The organism is Carboxylicivirga marina (assembly GCF_016612505.1).
GTDB classification, from domain to species: domain Bacteria; phylum Bacteroidota; class Bacteroidia; order Bacteroidales; family Marinilabiliaceae; genus Carboxylicivirga; species Carboxylicivirga marina.
Genome location: NZ_JAENRR010000085.1, coordinates 1 through 17,793, shown reverse-complemented (window position 1 = coordinate 17,793; position 17,793 = coordinate 1). Strand labels below are relative to the sequence as shown.

General features: G+C 37.1%; 11 protein-coding genes, 1 tRNA gene and 1 pseudogene. 7 read left to right on the top strand and 6 right to left on the bottom strand.

Features of this window, described 5'->3' with window-relative positions:
• Positions 1-1,067: 1,067 nt before the first annotated feature.
• Positions 1,068-1,706: a LysE family translocator gene (locus tag JIV24_RS20310; protein ID WP_200466914.1), complete on the bottom strand. Its 639-nt coding sequence runs from the start codon at positions 1,704-1,706 to the stop codon at positions 1,068-1,070.
• A 2,037-nt stretch (positions 1,707-3,743) separates the two neighbouring features.
• Here JIV24_RS20310 and JIV24_RS20305 point away from each other — a divergent pair.
• Positions 3,744-5,993 (top strand): inorganic phosphate transporter, encoded by a 2,250-nt coding sequence (locus JIV24_RS20305; protein ID WP_200466913.1) that lies wholly within the window; start codon positions 3,744-3,746, stop codon positions 5,991-5,993.
• Positions 5,994-6,671: 678 nt separating this feature from the next.
• Here JIV24_RS20305 and JIV24_RS20300 read toward each other — a convergent pair.
• From JIV24_RS20300 to JIV24_RS20285, 4 genes are all read right to left on the bottom strand, one after another.
• A complete protein-coding gene (locus JIV24_RS20300) occupies positions 6,672-8,447 on the bottom strand; it encodes a sensor histidine kinase (RefSeq protein ID WP_200466912.1) in 1,776 nt (591 codons plus the stop codon).
• An 11-nt stretch (positions 8,448-8,458) separates the two neighbouring features.
• Positions 8,459-9,151 (bottom strand): response regulator transcription factor, encoded by a 693-nt coding sequence (locus JIV24_RS20295; RefSeq protein ID WP_200466911.1) that lies wholly within the window; start codon positions 9,149-9,151, stop codon positions 8,459-8,461.
• A 205-nt stretch (positions 9,152-9,356) separates the two neighbouring features.
• The gene (locus JIV24_RS20290) at positions 9,357-10,502 is read right to left on the bottom strand and encodes a porin family protein (RefSeq protein ID WP_200466910.1); all 1,146 of its coding nucleotides are present in this window, start codon (positions 10,500-10,502) and stop codon (positions 9,357-9,359) included.
• 251 nt (positions 10,503-10,753) lie between these two features.
• On the bottom strand, positions 10,754-11,680 hold the full coding sequence (locus JIV24_RS20285; protein ID WP_200466909.1) for a bile acid:sodium symporter family protein: 927 nt from the start codon (positions 11,678-11,680) through the stop codon (positions 10,754-10,756).
• Between the two features lie 167 nt (positions 11,681-11,847).
• On the opposite strand from JIV24_RS20285, the gene JIV24_RS20280 reads away from it, so the two are divergent.
• The 6 genes and pseudogenes from JIV24_RS20280 to JIV24_RS20255 all read left to right on the top strand — a co-directional run bounded on the left by JIV24_RS20280 (position 11,848) and on the right by JIV24_RS20255 (position 16,990).
• Positions 11,848-12,552 (top strand): SAM-dependent methyltransferase, encoded by a 705-nt coding sequence (locus tag JIV24_RS20280; RefSeq protein WP_200466908.1) that lies wholly within the window; start codon positions 11,848-11,850, stop codon positions 12,550-12,552.
• Between the two features lie 80 nt (positions 12,553-12,632).
• Positions 12,633-13,289 (top strand): FKBP-type peptidyl-prolyl cis-trans isomerase, encoded by a 657-nt coding sequence (locus tag JIV24_RS20275; protein WP_289048495.1) that lies wholly within the window; start codon positions 12,633-12,635, stop codon positions 13,287-13,289.
• A 624-nt stretch (positions 13,290-13,913) separates the two neighbouring features.
• Complete coding sequence (locus tag JIV24_RS22700) at positions 13,914-14,291, top strand: DUF5723 family protein (protein ID WP_262896420.1); 378 nt, start codon at positions 13,914-13,916, stop codon at positions 14,289-14,291.
• 76 nt (positions 14,292-14,367) lie between these two features.
• Positions 14,368-15,252 (top strand): annotated as a pseudogene (locus tag JIV24_RS22515) (SPOR domain-containing protein); the annotation flags it as partial.
• A gap of 191 nt (positions 15,253-15,443) precedes the next feature.
• Positions 15,444-15,528, top strand: a tRNA-Ser gene (locus JIV24_RS20260).
• 247 nt (positions 15,529-15,775) lie between these two features.
• A complete protein-coding gene (locus tag JIV24_RS20255; RefSeq protein ID WP_200466905.1) occupies positions 15,776-16,990 on the top strand; it encodes a site-specific integrase in 1,215 nt (404 codons plus the stop codon).
• A gap of 421 nt (positions 16,991-17,411) precedes the next feature.
• On the opposite strand, the gene JIV24_RS20250 is transcribed toward JIV24_RS20255, so the two are convergent.
• Positions 17,412-17,793, bottom strand: a 382-nt coding sequence (locus JIV24_RS20250) for a hypothetical protein (protein WP_200466904.1), incomplete at its 5' end; no start/stop codon positions are given.

Genomic DNA, 17,793 nt, shown 5'->3' with positions numbered 1-17,793 from the left:
GGTGAAAAACTAATTTCGTGATACTTCTTAAAAGGAGCTTGCTTTTGCCTTTGATAAAAGGCTTTACTTTTAATAGAAGTATAGAAATTAGTTTGAGCGCGTTGGAAATTTTGCCAAACTAGTCCCAACATCGATTTTGTAGGGTTTTAGTTTTGAAATCCACAAAAATCATGAGCGGGATTGTTCCTTTTGGGTAATGCAAAAGGAAGTAAGAATTGGCGCTTCACTCAAACCAGAGTTAGTTTTTGCTACAGGGCAATTGAAGCGAAGTGGAAATCGTGAACTCCATTAAATATTAAACTATTGTGAACAAAAACTAACGAAAAACCCCGCTGACTGCAGCACTCGATGACCTTTTCTAATCTCATTCGCTGAATTAAAAGAACTCACCCGATAGTCATTGGTCTCAAACAGCTTTTAATTCTACGCTCACTTCAATTGAAGGGTGCCCATCTACGTTGCTGAAGTCAGAAACCATGTAAATTATCGTTTTTCATGCGCCACTCGAAACAAAGTTTCGACCTATTGAAAGTAAGTGATAAGAGTGGATATTGCGCAATGGCGGCTTCGACAAAGGAGAAGGAAAGCCTGAAGCAATAAATCCATCTCTGGTGCGCAGCAATCACCTCTTACAATAAAGTTTTTGCAATCCTTTTTTAAAAAAGGATGAGAACCCGTCTGGTAAGACGTTTCGCTCAAGCCGCGAAAGCTTCTACTTTTCCCTGCAGTCGCAAAAGTAGACAAAAGGTCCCCTGACGGCAGCACACAACGCCCCACTATTGACTTGCTGCGGAAAAGATTTAAGGAATCCCGCAGTATGCTCCAATCTTTAAAACCTCCGCTTCATCAAGTGAATTGTTTTGACAGTGCGTTGCCTCGTTCCATTGGCAAGGGTGTGATGGGGTGAATAATGAATAATAAAGATGTGCTTCAAAGGGGTTTATCCTACTTTGAAAGTGATGCTAATTATTTATTAAATTAAATATTGCTCCGTAAGTTATTAACATACTCCCCTCTTAGTCTTGTTCAAACAAGCTATTGCCTCTTATACCTATCTGCCTATCGACCTAAAAAATATACTCTTTACTAATCCAGATACTAAAAGCCAATATTACTAAAACGATAATGGTGCTACCGGCGATTTTATTGAGCCAGAACAAACGGCGTAAGTTAATCTTGGAGCGGAATAAGTTCACCAGGGAACTTAAAATTAACCACCAGGTGGCAGCCCCTGCAAACACCCCTCCTATCAGTAATAAATTATCTATGGCTGTATTTTCTGAACCCACCACTCTAAAACCGGCAAAAAAGGCCATAAAAAGAAAAACGGCCAAAGGGTTAGCGATTGTTAAAGCAAACGTAGAAAAAAGATCTTGAATTAGACTCGTGCTTTTTTTCTTTTGTTTGCGCAATTGAATGGCCGGGTTAGTGTTATATATTTTAAGTCCGAGACCGATTAATATAGCTGCTCCAAATATTTGAATCCACAATAATTGCGATTCAATAAACCCAACTATAAACGATAAGCTAAAGCCAGCTATAATGGCATAAATTGTATCCGACAGGGCAGCACCTAACCCGGAAACAAATCCTGACAAGTGGCCTTTATTAAGCGTTCGCTGTACCACCAATACACCAATTGGACCCAGTGGAATCGAAGCCGAAATACCTATTATTATACCATCAAATATATTTTCAATGCTCATTAATCCGTTTTTATTACCCCGCTTATTTCACCGAACATTGTCAACACAACTCAAATGCAATAACTCCAGGTCTCCTTTCTGTCATTCAAAAAGTGTTGCAAAATTATAAAAACCTTTTTAGATAAGGTAAAGCTTGAATCGATAATAATGAAGAAATATCAAATAACTAGATATTGTCTGCCCATTAGTCATGCTTTTCTAGCAATATAAACTTTAGGTTGCTTATCTGTATTGCTGATGTCAGACCCATTGGAAATTACAGTCAAGCTCATTCACCACTCGAAACAAGGTTTCGAATCATTGAAAGGAAGTGATAAGAGTGGATATTGCGAATTGGAACAAAGTGGAAATCGTGAATACATAAAAACAAAAACAAATGAACAAATGTGGCTTCGACAAAGGAGAAGGGAAGCCTGCAGCAATAAATCCAACTCTGATGCGAAGCAATCACCTCTTTCAATAAGGTTTTTGTTTCCCGTTTTTCTAAAAAAATGGGAATGCCTTCCCGGCATGAGGGAGTTGAAGGTATTATTCATAAAACAGCAGTAATCTACAAACAGCTTTTAATTCTTCGTTCACTTCGATTGAAAGGTACCCATCTACGTTGTTGATGTCAGAATCCTCGAATATTATCGTCGGGCGCATTGAGCGTTGGCCAGCCGGAAAGTGAAGGCCAGTGGTAGAGTAAATTGTCTCTTCTTATAATGATTCAATGAAGGGGCTTGCCTTTATGTTTGAAAAACATCTTACTTCATTAGAATTATTGAGAAGAGAAAGAGCGCGAAGCTATTCTTTCCGGCTAGTCCCGACATCGATTTTGTAGGGTTTTAGTTTTAAAATCCACAAAAATCATGAGCAATTGTTCCTTTTGGTCAATGCAAAAGGAAGTAAAAATTGGCGCTTCGCCCAAACCAGAGTTACTTTTTGCTACAGGGCAAAAACTAACGAAAAACCCCGCTGACTACAGCACTCGATGACCTTTCTAATCTCATTCTCTGAATTAAAAGAACTCACCCGATTATTATCGGCCTCAAACAGCTTTTAATTCTACGCTCACTTCGCTTGAAAGGTACCCATCTACATTGCTGATGTCAGAACCCTTGGAAATTATGGTCAAGCTCATTCACCACTCGAAACAAGGTTTCGAATCATTGAAAGGACGTGATAAGAGTGGATATTGCGAATTGGAACAAAGTGGAAATCGTGAATACATAAAAACAAAAACAAATGAACAAATGTGGCTTCGACAAAGGAGAAGGGAAGCCTGCAGCAATAAATCCAACTCTGATGCGAAGCAATCACCTATTTCAATAAGGTTTTTGTTTCCCGTTTTTCTAAAAAATGGGAATGCCTTCCCGGCATGAGGGAGTTGAAGGTATTACTCATAAAACAGCAGTATTCTACAAACAGCTTTTAATTCTTCGTTCACTTCGATTGAAAGGTACCCATCTACGTTGTTGATGTCAGATCCCTAGGAAATTCAACTGTGTTCTTGGATGGCGCGCTGGCAGTGCCGGAAAGTGGAGGCCAGTGGTGGGGTGAATTTTCTCTTCTACTAATAATTCAATGAAGGGGCTTGCCTTTATGTTTGAAAAACATCTTACTTCATTAGAATTATGAAGAAGAGAAAAGAGCGCGATATTATAGAACTGCCTGCCAATAGTTTAGCTTAAACTTCACGGCTCCTTTATAAAGATAACAGCGAAACAAATCCCTCCTCTTCTGAATATTTGGATAGATGCCTTAAGCAAGGTTGAATATTAAATAAAAGCGATGTGTCTTTTCTGTTATAATAAATGAAAGTATCCCTTGTATTTTGGTATGAACCATACTAAACAAATCCCTAACACCTTATTGTATCTACCTGAAATAAAATATCATACTAAATTTTAATTGAACTTGAATTACGATTAATATTCAATTAACTTGTCAGGATTTAACACAAACTTAACATTCGCTTAATTTTAAATCAATGCTATAGTTCAATCGACTAAGTATGTTTGCCTCGCGAAAAAGAACAACAAATAACATTTTCTGATGGAAAACATTTATTTAATTCTGGTCATCGTTTTGTTTGCCTTGGCCATTTCTGACCTAATTGTTGGTGTTAGTAACGATGCTGTTAATTTTCTTAATTCAGCAATTGGAGCAAAAGCTGCACCTTACAAGTACATTATGATTGTTGCTGCCTTAGGTATACTCTTCGGAGCCACCTTCTCGAGCGGCATGATGGAGGTTGCCCGAAAGGGAATCTTTAATCCGCAGTATTTTATCTTTTCGGAGATCATGATCATCTTTCTGGCGGTGATGATAACCGATGTCATACTGCTGGATGTATTCAATACTTTTGGAATGCCAACTTCAACCACTGTATCCATTGTATTTGAGATACTGGGAGCCGCGGTTGCAGTCGCTATCATCAAAGTATCGAGTAACCCAGAAATGAACATTAGTGAATACATCAACACGGCTAAAGCCTTAGCCATCATATCAGGTATACTGCTCTCGGTAGTTATATCCTTTAGTGTTGGTGCTCTTGTTCAGTACATTACCCGATTAATCTTTTCTTTTGACTATTCTAGACGCCTGAATTATTTCGGTGCTATTTGGGGAGGTATTGCCATTACAGCCATTACCTATTTTATCTTAGTTAAAGGCGCCAAAGGTGCTTCTTTTATGGATCCTTCGACCAAAGACTGGATTAAGAATAATGGCATAACCATTATTGCTATCAGCATGGTAGCCTGGACGGTATTATTACAGTTCCTGAAATTGGTATTTAAAGTTGATATCTTAAAAATAATTGTACTGGCCGGAACATTTGCATTGGCAATGGCCTTTGCGGGTAACGATTTGGTTAACTTTATTGGAGTGCCATTGGCCGGTTTTGAATCCTTTAAGATTTTTGCGGCGAGCGGTAATATTAATACCAGCATGGAAGCATTAGCCGGTAAAGTCTATACACCTACCTACATGCTAATTATTGCAGGTGCCATTATGGTGTTTACGCTATGGACTTCAAAGAAGGCTAAAGCGGTTGTTAAAACCTCTCTGGATTTAAGTCGTCAGCAAGAAGGTGATGAGCGATTTGGTTCATCCTATTTTGCCCGTTCAATCGTAAGAGTGGCCATCAACGGTTCAAACGCTGTTCGGTCGATTTTACCAGGTGCCCTAAACAGAGCTATCGATCGCCAGTTCGACTCCACTAATTATGATGAAAGAAGACGCGAACTTGGTGAAGAAGCGCCGGTATTTGATATGCTTCGTGCATCGGTTAACCTGGTTGTTGCAAGTATTCTTATTTCAATTGCTACCAACATGAAATTACCATTATCAACCACCTACGTGACATTTATGGTGGCAATGGGTAGTTCGTTGGCCGACCGCGCATGGGGACGTGAAAGTGCTGTGTATCGCATTACCGGCGTTCTTTCAGTGATTGGCGGATGGTTCTTCACTGCATTATCAGCTTTCACTGTTGCCTTCACCATGTCGATGCTAATAAGCCTGTTGGGAATATGGTTTGTAGCTGTTTTAGTGGCCATCGCCATATATGTAGTATTCCGTACGCACATCATCCATAAGAAGAGCAATAAGGAAGAGACTGAGATTGAAGAGTTCGAAATTGAAGAAGTAAATGGTGAGATTTTAGCTGAAAAGGTGCTTGAGAAATGTAAATACAGCGTCACCGACATCTTAAAGAAAGTATCTCAATTATATGCTCAGGCAATTCACGACTTCGAAGCTGAAGACCGCCGAAGCCTTAAAGAGATTAATAAAGAAGTTAAGTCGATAAACAAAAAAGCGAAGAAGCTTAAAGGTAATGTATACCCAACCGTTAAGAAGCTTCAGGAGCAGTCTATTGAGTCGAGCTTGTATTACATTCAGGTAGTTGATTATTTACGAGAAGTGACTCACTGTTTATCATACATTACTGAACCAGCTTTTGAGCACATTGATAATAACCACAAGGTGTTCTCAACTGAGCAATTTGAAGAACTTAATGGTATCCGTACTGACGTTCAGTACTTCATGGCTAAATCAGTGAAAATCATCACTCAAGGCGATTATGGTTCACTTGAGGAGCTGATTGAACAGCAACAGTCTATTTTTGCATTAATGCGTGAAAACCGCAAAAAGCAGTTGAAGCGTATCAAAAATGAGAAGGCTGGAACAAAAGTTAGCTTACTTTACTTAAATGCTTTACACGAAACACAAAATCTGATGTTGCATTTAGTAAATCTGGTAAAAGCTCAACGCGATTTTGTTGATTATCAGTCGAAGTAATAACATTCACTCTATAAATATCAGCCGCAAGATCTATTAAATCTTGCGGTTTTTTTTTACACCATATAGTGCATTAGCGTTTCATAATGAGCATTGAAATGGCAATGAACAAGCCTCCATCGAAATAAGCCAAATCGTCGTATCTGGCAGTTAAGGTTATGCTATTGAGTGTTTTTTGATTAAGCAGTTTCAATGTGTGATAGAATATATAATAAGCCGTGTTCGATTAATACGGATTGATGATTAACTCACACATTCAACGCCAGAAATGACATATGCTGCTTAGGATAGCAAATTATAGCATTTAATCCGCAATATGCATTAGAAAAACTATTACGTAATGAAACTACTGCCAATCAAGGCGTAAACTAACTTGCTTCAACTCACCATAGCGGTGCTATGTATCGTCTCAACAAGTCCTTGATTGTTTGCATTTTCATTCCTCATTTCGATGTTCTAATACATAATCCGGGTTTAATTTAAATCAGAAGAATAGTTCATAATTGAAACAGTATCAGAAAACATTCTAGCGTACCGTTTAAAACCACTCACAGACACTTTTCTGAATAAGGTGCAATTCCTCTTTAATTGCATCGATTTAAGGCATAAAAAAGGCAGTATCGATTATACTTACTAATGAACCTTAGAAGATTGAATAGCCCGAGAAAGAATTACCATTTACTTAGGCAGGTTGAAATAGAACTCAGCACCACCTTCAGCGCCATTCTTAACGCTCACTTCGCCTTTATGCATATTGACGGCGTGCTTCACTATGGCCAGGCCCAAACCCGTACCACCCATCTTGCGTGATCGACCTGAATCAACACGATAGAAACGTTCAAAAATGCGTGATAAGTGTTTTTTAGGGATGCCAACACCATCATCAATCACAGAAAAATAGTAATAGGCATCATCTTCATGATACATATCTACAATAATGGTCACTTTTTCACCTGCATAGGCCAAAGCATTGTCTATTAAGTTTTGAAAAACAGAACTAAGCAAGGATCTATTACCATTGACCGTGACTGTTTCATCAACCTTCAGAATAATTGTTGCCTCTTGTTGTTTGACTACCTTATCACGATCTTCAATAAGCTCCTGCACCATTGGATAAACGGATAAAGTACTGCGCTCGTAATAATCCCCTTCCTCTTCAATTCGGTTGAGTAAAACAATATCTTCAATTAAGGAACTCAAGCGACTACATTGCTTGGTGGCTTTTTTAATGAAATAATCTTTTTTCTCTTGCTCAATATCTTTGTTATTAAGAATTGTTTCGAGGTATCCACTTACAGAAGCAACCGGTGTTTTTAGCTCATGTGCTATATTAGAAGTCATTTGTTGCTTTAACAATTTCCTCTTTTCAAGCTTTGTGGTATCATTAATGTAAACCTCAAAACTTTTATCCTGAAATACGATGCATTTTATTTCGAAATAGTAACCGCTCTTTTTGAGTGTAAACTCTATTTGAGGTAATTCAGCATTCTGCAATATTTTTTGTTCTTTATCAAGGTGTTTCCTTAGGAATTTCTGAAGTTCCTTGAATTCTTTTATCTCGAATATCTGTTGCGGATTTAGCGATGATTGTTCGCCTATTAAGTTTAAATATTGTACAAAATGTGTATTGGTTAAGATGGTTTCTTTCTCACTCGAAAAAAATCCAATGCCTTCATTTAGTACGTACAGGTGCTTTATCAACTTCTCTTTTTCGAGACTCAAAGCATTCTTTGTTTCATCGAGTTTTTTGTACATCGACACAATCTGCTTACCTATAACGCCCAGTTCATTTTTTGGAAATTGATAGTCCTCCACAAAAGGCTTATTCTGACGTAACTGAACAGCAAAATCTTTGAGCTTTGTTATGCTTTCGCTCATTTTACCAGTGACATAGGACAAAATAAACCATGTAATCAGAAACCAAAAAGCGATAAAGCCAAAATAGAGTTTTTCGGCCTTTAAAAAATTCTTCACTTCAATATTATACACAACCGCTGCCCGAATATAATAATCAGGGTAATAATTGGCGTAATAATAGAAGGCCTGCCCTGTTGTAGCTGATTCTCTAATGTAGGAACCGGTTCCGTTTTTCGCTAATTTGGCTTTCTGTACTTCAGGACGATGCAAATGGTTTTCCATCTGCCTAAAATCTTCCACAAAGTTGTCAAATAGTACATTCCCTTCTTTATCGATGATGGTAATGCGGGTATCAACTGCCGGAATGATTTGTAATAATGAATCCATCAAATGAACTTCACCATCAGCAATGATATTATTTCTTATCAGAAAGTTATTCGTGAGTTGAGTGATCGAATTTAAGGTATTTTCAAGCTGAGCTATTTTAAATTGTTTTTCTCTATTGTATTGGAATACTACAAACGTTAATGTGACAATGAAAAAAATTGAGAAATAGTAAAAAAACAGTTTTCGCTTAAAATTTATATTAAACCCCATAAACTCACTTATTAATGTAACGTTTCGAAGTAGTAGCCTATACCGGGGCGGTTTTTAAGATACTCTCCATATCGTTTTAATTTTTTTCTTAATCTGGTAATGTTAACATCAACCGTTCGGTTCGTCACCACTACATTGTCGCCCCAAATTTTCTCCAGAATCTCGTCCCGTGAATAGATTTTATTTTGGTTTTCAAACAGCAATCGAAGTATCTGAAATTCTTTGAGTGTTAACTCAACCTTTTCATCTTCAATTATTAGGCTTTTACTTTCAAGATTAAGCACCAATTGATTAAACTCCAATGCATGTTTTTCCTTATTAGTAACAGGAACTGACCGTTTAAGCGCCACCTTTACACGTGCTATTAGCTCCTTAAGCGAATAGGGCTTAGTAACATAATCATCAGCACCTAAATTAAAACCGGTCAATAAATCGTTTTCTCCACTTTTAGCCGTTAGAAAAATGACAGGCACATTAATCTTTTGTTCTTTCCGGATAATATCAATGAGTTTAAACCCCGATATCTTACCCATCATCACATCTAGTAGCAGCAAATTAAACCGGCTCAAATCTTTTTGTAAAGCTTCTTCGGCCGAGTATACCACTTCTGTTTCGTAACCTTCACTTTCCAGGTTAAATTGCAAAATTTCGCACAGATCCTCTTCGTCGTCAACAATTAAAATCCGTTTAACATCCTTACTCATGTAAATTGTAGTTTTTACTAAAGTAAGTCAATTTCTAATATGTATTAATCTCTTTCGGCAATTAGCAATGATAAATGCTTCGGATTACCCCAGTATGCAAAGCAATAACTAATATTAAATCAGGACCTTATCATCAAAGACATTAGACAAAAAAACCTAAGCCCAATGATGAGACTTAGGTTGAAATATCTTTAGCAGGTAATGGTTAAAATTGAAATTCCATCTGGAATCGGGTAATAACTTTATCCTGGCCTCCTACCTTATCGCGGAAAGTGACATCGCCCTGAAATTTAAACTTGTGACCGATGATGTATTTGCTTACACAAACCGTATAGTCGGTAATTTCAGAATGGAAAGCTGTTTCTTTAGGTTTTGTAAAAGCATAACGACCTGATAACTCCCAGTTGTTTTTAAAAAGGTAACCGGTTTGAACATTGGCTCCGTACCCTGAGTAATAGGCATACTCAATGTCTCCAACTTCGTCATAAACAAATTCATTACCATCAGTTACCGAGCGATTAGCCGCTTCAACCATCAGTGAGTATCCACGATATTTAAGAAGTAAATCACCCCCAATATTTAATAGATCAGCTTCACCACCAATAACATCACCTAATTGTCCTCGATCTTTATAAGCATCAGTATTGAAGTTAGTATAGGCAGCAATGGCCAGCTTCGCTTTTTCTTCACGCTTTAAATCGGCTGATACGTATGCTCCTTTAGAACTAAACTCACCAAATGGCATTACTTCAAGTTTACCGGTATAACTCATGCCTGGTGCCATAGAGTTATCTTTGATTCCGTTACCAGAAGAAACTGCCCAACGATCATAAACTACAGCTTTACCGATGTTAAATTTATGATGGAACTGAATACCAGCATCCCTATCAAGGGTATAGTTTTTATTAAAAATTGAGCGGTCAACCAACTGCAGGTTACCCGATGATACTACACGTTCGCGGTTACCAGGCAATTTACCTTGCCCGAACCATAGCTCAATATTGTTTTTCTTGTATTTAAAGATGGCATCTCGTACATATCCACCAGCAAGGTCATACTCGATTTTATAAACCAGACTTTTGTTAAGAAAGTAACCATCAAATTTTAAACGAGCACGCTTAACCCAAGCTTTATTCTCAAATTCAGATGGACCATATTGATCACTTAAGGTATTTTCAAAATCCCATCGTGTTTGTATTCTCGTCCTGAATTTTAAGTAAAAAAGATCATCTTTGGTTTTAAATTGAATCCCCTTACCGACTTGAGCTGTCAACTCTTCAATTTTCTGCGCTTCAATATTAGCAGTGCATACCAGCGTTATTAACGCGCTAAATAGTAAAAAACGTTTCATTTTATTCTTGTGTAGAATTGCTATTATCCAGAAAAATCATTCCCCAACTTTTCTGGTTAAGTGTTATATTATTTTCCGAGTGCAAACTTAGAACTGAATTATTACGGATCTGTTAAGATGCTGTTACATTTCTGTTACAATTATAATCAAATAATGTAAATACTCATTTATAAAATACTGAAGATATCAAACACACAGCCGGATAAAGTGTGTTTTAAAATAGAATTAGTGTTATTTGATAGCTATCAATATTATTTCTGAGCCTTTTTATTTTTTAAATCCATTCTAAACGACAAGTATAACAAATACAGAAGGACAAATATGGCGAGTCCGGCAGTAGGTATCGCCGCCTTTTGCCCAAATAGTGTTATAGCTGTTACAACTGCAAAACCAGAACTTTTGATAGTCAGCAACAAGTTTTCTGACATTACCTTAATAGGATTGCGATTTAATAAAGTACAAATCTTTTCGTACACCATACCGAGAACAAAGTGTGTTAAAAATAAGATGAGTGCTATCTTTAATAAAATACCTGGCTCGCTAAAAAACACTTGTCGGTTAAGGCCAACTGCAATGAAAATCAATAAGGCAAATCCCCAGTCAACCGCTTTACCTCTAATCTTATCCACCAACTTAAAGGGTATAGGCATTAATAAAATACGAGAAATAAGTAATGGAATAACGATTGTTTTCACCATTAACAGAAAGAGGTCCAGAGAATCAATACCATCATTTCCGGTAATCCAGCCAACGGCAAAAGGCGTTATAAATACGGTGCAAATAAAAGCGCCCAACACCCCTTTAATCGAATATTCCACATCACCTTGCAGAATGTATGAGAAGGGAACAATGGCAACTCCCGGTGGTGTGGTGGCAATCACAACAAATCCATAAAACAAGTCCCTGTCATCAATTAAAAAATAAGCCAAGCCAATCATGATAAGTGCATAAGCAAAATAGTTTAATAAGGCACCTGTCAGCATCGGTTTCAGTAATGATTTAAGGGGATATAAGCTTGACGTTCGAATATTTGTCATCGAAAAAGTCATCACAATAGCCAGTATATAGGTTGTATATGATTTGATATCATTGGCAAAATCGCCTAGAACCAAACCAATAATAACCGCAAATACTAATACAAAATTTCGATTTCGAACTAAATTGATGATATAATGCATTTTATAATTCTATAAACGTGATTGTGACTAAGGTGCAGCAAACTTACAAATTTTATTTAGAATTAATCTACATTAAAAACATGATATAAACCATTTGGAATAGAGGCACTCATTTGCTTACTTTTGTGGCGCTATAAATTGATATTCACCATTCACTGCTTACATTCATGAAAGGTCAACTATATTTAATACCCAATACACTGGGCGAAAGCCCCATTGAACGAAATTTACCGCAAGATACCATTGATATCATTCGTTCGATCAAACACTTTGTGGTTGAAAATGTACGCTCGGCGCGTCGGTTTCTAAAGAAAGTGGATAAAAATATTGATATTGATGATCTAACATTTTTTGTATTAGATAAGCATACCAACCCCAATGATATACCAGGTTTTTTGAAACCAGCTTACAATGGTAACAAGCTTGGATTGCTATCTGAAGCAGGCTGTCCGGGTGTGGCTGATCCTGGGGCAGATGTTGTTAAGTTAGCGCATGAAAATAAAGTTCAGGTCATTCCATTAGTGGGCCCCTCTTCTATCCTTTTATCTGTCATGGCTTCTGGCCTTAACGGACAGAGTTTTGCTTTTAATGGGTATATCCCTTTGAAAAAAGGTGAAGTTGGTAAGCACATCAAACATCTCGAAGAGCGTTCTATTAGAGAAAAACAAACACAACTTTTCATAGAAGCGCCCTATCGTAACATTAAGGTTCTGCAAGAAATACTGGCAGCATGTCGACCTCAAACCCGATTGTGCATTGCTTGTGACATTACTTTAGAAACTGAATTTATTCAAACCAAAACCATTGCCCAATGGAAGAGTAAATTACCAGAAATAAATAAACGACCGGCCATCTTTCTAATACTTGGTTAGTATCGATAAAACTTTTATTATCCAAGTATTTCAATACCTTTGGTGCCTTTTAAAAATATACATCAAAGATTATTAATCGAATGAAAAAATTAATTAGAAATTTAGTAACTGGCGCATTAGCTCTAACGGCCATCGTATTGACACATTCATGTTCAACACCTGCTGGTCCTGCTAAAATGAGCAGTAAAGCTGATAGCTTAAGCTATAGCTATGGAGTGATGATGGCCAGAGAATTAAGTAACGAAAAAGGTTTAAATCCTGAGTTAGTTGCGGCTGGTATTCGAGAAGCTATGAATGAGACTGCACAAGTAACGCTTGAAGAGGCTGGTAAATCAATTTCAATGGGTAAAGCACAGGTAGGTATTGATTTCTTAGCTGAGAATGCCCAAAAAGAAGGTATTGAAACAACAGCAAGCGGTTTACAATACAAAGTGATTGAAGAAGGTACGGGCGCAAATCCTGTTGCCACTGATGTTGTTACTGTGCATTATAAAGGTACATTAATCAATGGTGAGGTTTTTGATAGTTCGCATGGTGGTGAACCAATCTCATTCCCATTAAACAGAGTAATTCCGGGCTGGACTGAAGGTTTACAATTAATGAAAGAAGGAGGTAAAAATATATTTTACATACCTTACGAACTTGCCTATGGCGAACGTGGTGCAGGCCAGGTTATTCCTCCTTATTCAGCATTAATATTTGAAGTGGAATTAATCAAAATTGGCGAAAACAACTAAGTTATAGTTAGGAGACCATATCATACGAAAGAGATTTATCAATTGTGGTAAATCTCTTTTTTTGTGCTCCAAACTCCGAAAAAATGAATCTTTGGCTAAAATATTCAGGCTCAATATGATATTTAGTGGGTAATATTCTTACTATCATTCTGGGGTTTTCAACCCCAAACCCCGACTTCATTTTTTCCATGATGAAAAAACGCAAGCAAAAAAATCTTTGGCTACGCCTGCTTAAGCTCATAAAACTACGGTTGAATGACTGGAATCGTTTAAACTCACTTCGTTCGAACAGAAAACGATTCTTAAACGTCAAATACAACCTTGTTTTATGGCTCACCAGCCAAGGCCATAGGGTAATTCTTGGGCTTACCCACTCTAATCCATACAGAACCAATATTCATCTGTAAAATATCTGATGCTTGCAGCAGTTGTTACAAGTGTTTCAACATATGTCCAATGCGAATTTTTATTATATAATCTGAACAAATACAGTTCCGCAATCGAATCAGCTCAACCTAGCTTTTAGAACTGATTATGGTATTATGTTTGGATTTCTGGTGATATCATCAACACATTTCATGAATTTGCTATTGTTTATGCCTGTGAATTTGGTGAACGATAAACTTGGGCGTTTGCTTGAAATACCTGATGGGCATAGTCGCTTCTGAAAGTGAAGCTATTGATGGTATTGCCATTACAAATGAAGACCAAATAGGAATTAAACACGCCGCTTTTAGTGTTTATACTGCCGGTAATGCCTATTTTGAAGAAGGTAATGATATGGTTGAATTACTAGGTAATACGCTGCCTGGTAAAAATAATAATACGGGTTGGGGAATTGATTTTGGTGCTAACTATATCATCAACAAGCGCCTTTCGGTATCAGCCGCCGTCAATGACTTGGGTTATATCAATTGGAAATCTGATACCAAGCAGTATCAGTTTAATCCAGTAGATTACTCTTTTGAAGGTTTTGAAGTGCTTCAAGTGATCAATATATAAAGATGATAGTGATATTCTAAGCGATCAATTAAATCGTCTTTAAGCACTCTTTACACCTGAAGAATTCGAAGAGGTTGGGTTTCGTTCGTCGTTAACGGCTAGTGCAAATATTGGCATTAATTATGAGTTTGCCAGAAATAATCATGTCGGTATGCAAGCCTACGGACGAATGATAGAAGGAATTATGCAGCCTGAATATGCCGCTTATTTTAACTATAAACCAGCACGTATATTTAACGGAGTTGCGAAGGATGGTATGAGAAATGGCGAGTTTAGCATCTTAGGAATTGGTGCTACCATCGATTTGGGCAGTATGCAGGTATATGCCACCACCGAAAGTCTAACGAATCTATTAAAGCCATCTGACGCGGGCTTAATTGATGCCAGAGTTGGTAGAAACTTTGTTGTGGGCAATCGAAAAAGAAAACCTCAGCAAATCGAAGAAGATCAAACACCTCCACCTCCTCCACCTGTCATGGCAGATGAAATTGAAGAGGAAGAAGAAGTTAAAGAGCCAGAAAAAACAAAGGTTGAAGAGCCTGCTGCTGAACCTGTCATTGAACAAAGCTTTGAACCTGTTGCAAAATCAGGACCAGCACCAACAGTCCTCGTGCCAATATTAGTTGAGAAAACAGCAAAAACTCCGGAAAACGAATCAATCGTTGTCGTGCAGGGCAATCATAAAGATGAATTACCATTGGGGCATTATGTGGTCGTGGGTGCCTTTTTATCGGAGAAAAACGTCAGGCAATACAGTGAGCAAATGAGGGCTAAAGACTATGAAAACAAATATGGTTTTCTGACTGAGAAAGATTACTACTACGTATACATTTATAAAAATGTTGGTGATGTTGACAAGGCCAGACACATTCGTAATAAGTTTAGAACAAATGATGAATTTGAATTTAGAAATGCATGGCTTCTTAGTGTCATTGAAGAAAAGGGAAATTCGAAAAAATGATGTTCATTTTTTTTATTTGACTATTAAACTCATAATTAAAAGGATAGATTAATAATTAGAAATCACCTTAATTTTTTAGTCATATTTTATTTTGCAGTTTAAAAATAAACCCTACTTTTGCAACCGTTATCAAAAGAGATAAACACTGAAACACTAGAGACCACAAGGGTTTCAGGCCAGATAAAAATATTGGAGAGATGGCAGAGTGGTCGAATGCGGCGGTCTTGAAAACCGTTGTACCGCGAGGTACCGGGGGTTCGAATCCCTCTCTCTCCGCTGAGTGCGAAAGCAATTTAAAGTAAAACCCTGTAAGTCAATACTTACAGGGTTTTTTAATGCGCAATATTTTGCAAAAAGATGCAAAAAAACGCAGTTTTTGGGTGGACTTATCGAGGACTTAATTTCTTCGAAAAAAGTCCTCGATTGATAGTTGTAAATCACGCTGCATTGCGCTCTATTACTCGGTTTTGAATCGTTTGAAAATGGACTCATAGAAATAATTTTAACACTAAAATTTATCATTATGAGTGGACTTGAAAATGTCAAAATCCTGTTCTTCATTAAAAGAACAAAACTTACCAAAAGTGGAGATGCAACAATCTTTGTAAGAATCACTATTAACAAGGAAAGAACAGAGTTCTCCCTTAAAAAACATGTTAACCCTTCAAACTGGGATGACAAAAAGGAAAGAGCCAAAGGCAGAAATCAAGAAATTGCTGAGCTGAATGAGTTCATAGATCAATATCATCGGAAGATATTATCCTATATTGATTTTATGATTTTGGATAAGCAGCCAGTTACTGCTCGAATTATCCAGGAAAAATTAGTCGGCAAAAAAGAAACCAAGCGAACCATCCTGAAAGTATTTAAGGAGCATAATGACAATGCCAGGAAATTAATCGGTATTGATTTTGCACAAGATACTATTCAGCGTTACGAAACTTCCTATATGCACACAAAAGACTTCATTCGTTGGCAGTATCAACGAGAAGACATGGCATTGGAAGATCTAAATCATCAGTTTGTTCGTAATTATGAGCTTTACTTAAAAACCAAACGTAAATGCGCTCATAATACCACCATCAAATACCTGAAGAACTTTAAAAAGATAGTACGTATTGCGCTAGCCAATGGTTGGATTAAGAAAGACCCATTTGCTACCATTAAATTCAAACTGAAGCCTGTTGATGCCGTCTATCTCACCAAAGAGGAATTGGATACAATTATTAATAAGGAAATAAGTATTGCACGATTAAGACAGGTTCGCGATGTTTTCGTATTCTGTTGTTTTACCGGGTTGGCTTTCTCCGATGCAAAGTCATTAAAACGTGAACACATCACATCTGATAGTAAAGGAATTACCTGGATTCATAAAAAACGCAAGAAAACCAATCAGATGAGTACCATCTTTGTTATTGAGGCTGCCAAAAAGTTAATGGCCAAATACGAATACGAACCGGAACTTATTGAAAAAAACGCAGTTCTTCCCGTTCTCAGCAACCAAAAAATGAATGCATTTTTGAAAGAAATAGGAATCATTTGCGGCATTGATAAGCCAATATCAACACATACTGCCAGACATACTTTTGCAACAACAGTTGCTTTAGAAAACAATATGCCTTTGGAGGTTGTATCGAAAACACTTGGTCATTCCAGCACCAAAATGACTCAGCGCTATGCAAGAACAACAGAAGCTTTGATTCAAAAGAATATGGAGAAGATTGCAAATCTGTATTAAGATTCAGATAAATGAGGGATGAAGTATTTATATTTATAGCTTTTTTCGTCTGTTACTTCATCCCAACATATAATACCGATCTATTCAAATTGTTGTCGGTATCTTTGTTCTTTATGCTAACCAAATCGCCCCAACTGCAAAAAGTTAATGTGCCCTTTATGCATAAAAGCAGGATAAGAGTCTCTGTAACAAACTCTTTTTTCCAACTGTTGATACTTGATGCTTTTTTTCGATAAGAATCTAACTATGGGTGTTTTATAAATATTATTCCCTTGGCAATCACTCTTACTATTTGTTACCATATAACTTTTGTCCTTACCTAATTAACTTAATCACATAAACAGAAAGTATATTTATAACTGAAATCCCGTTTTTAAGAAAAACGGGATTCCATAAATCTGTTTCTGTGTCACAAAACAAACTACTTTGTTGGATCTGCATAATCATAAACAGCAGCTTCATGCATTATTCCCAAAAAAGATTGGGTATACTTATCGCCACCCAGAATTTCTAAGGGACAAACCATCTGCTTTTTAATGGTATCTACCAGCTCACCATCAACGTAGAGTTCAGTTTTATTCTGATATCCTACAAATGTCAATTTCACTTTTGTATTTAATGGCACCTGATAATTAAATATTTCAATATCCGAATGATCTGTATTCCCGGGGGTTGGTGCCTTGTCATAGGTGTCACGTACAAATGCAACTCCCTTTTTCTTTTCTGTGACTGCCTTGGTCTTTTTATCACGTACCTCGTAGTTGTAATCCATAAAGAGTGTTCCAAGATCAGATGACATCAAA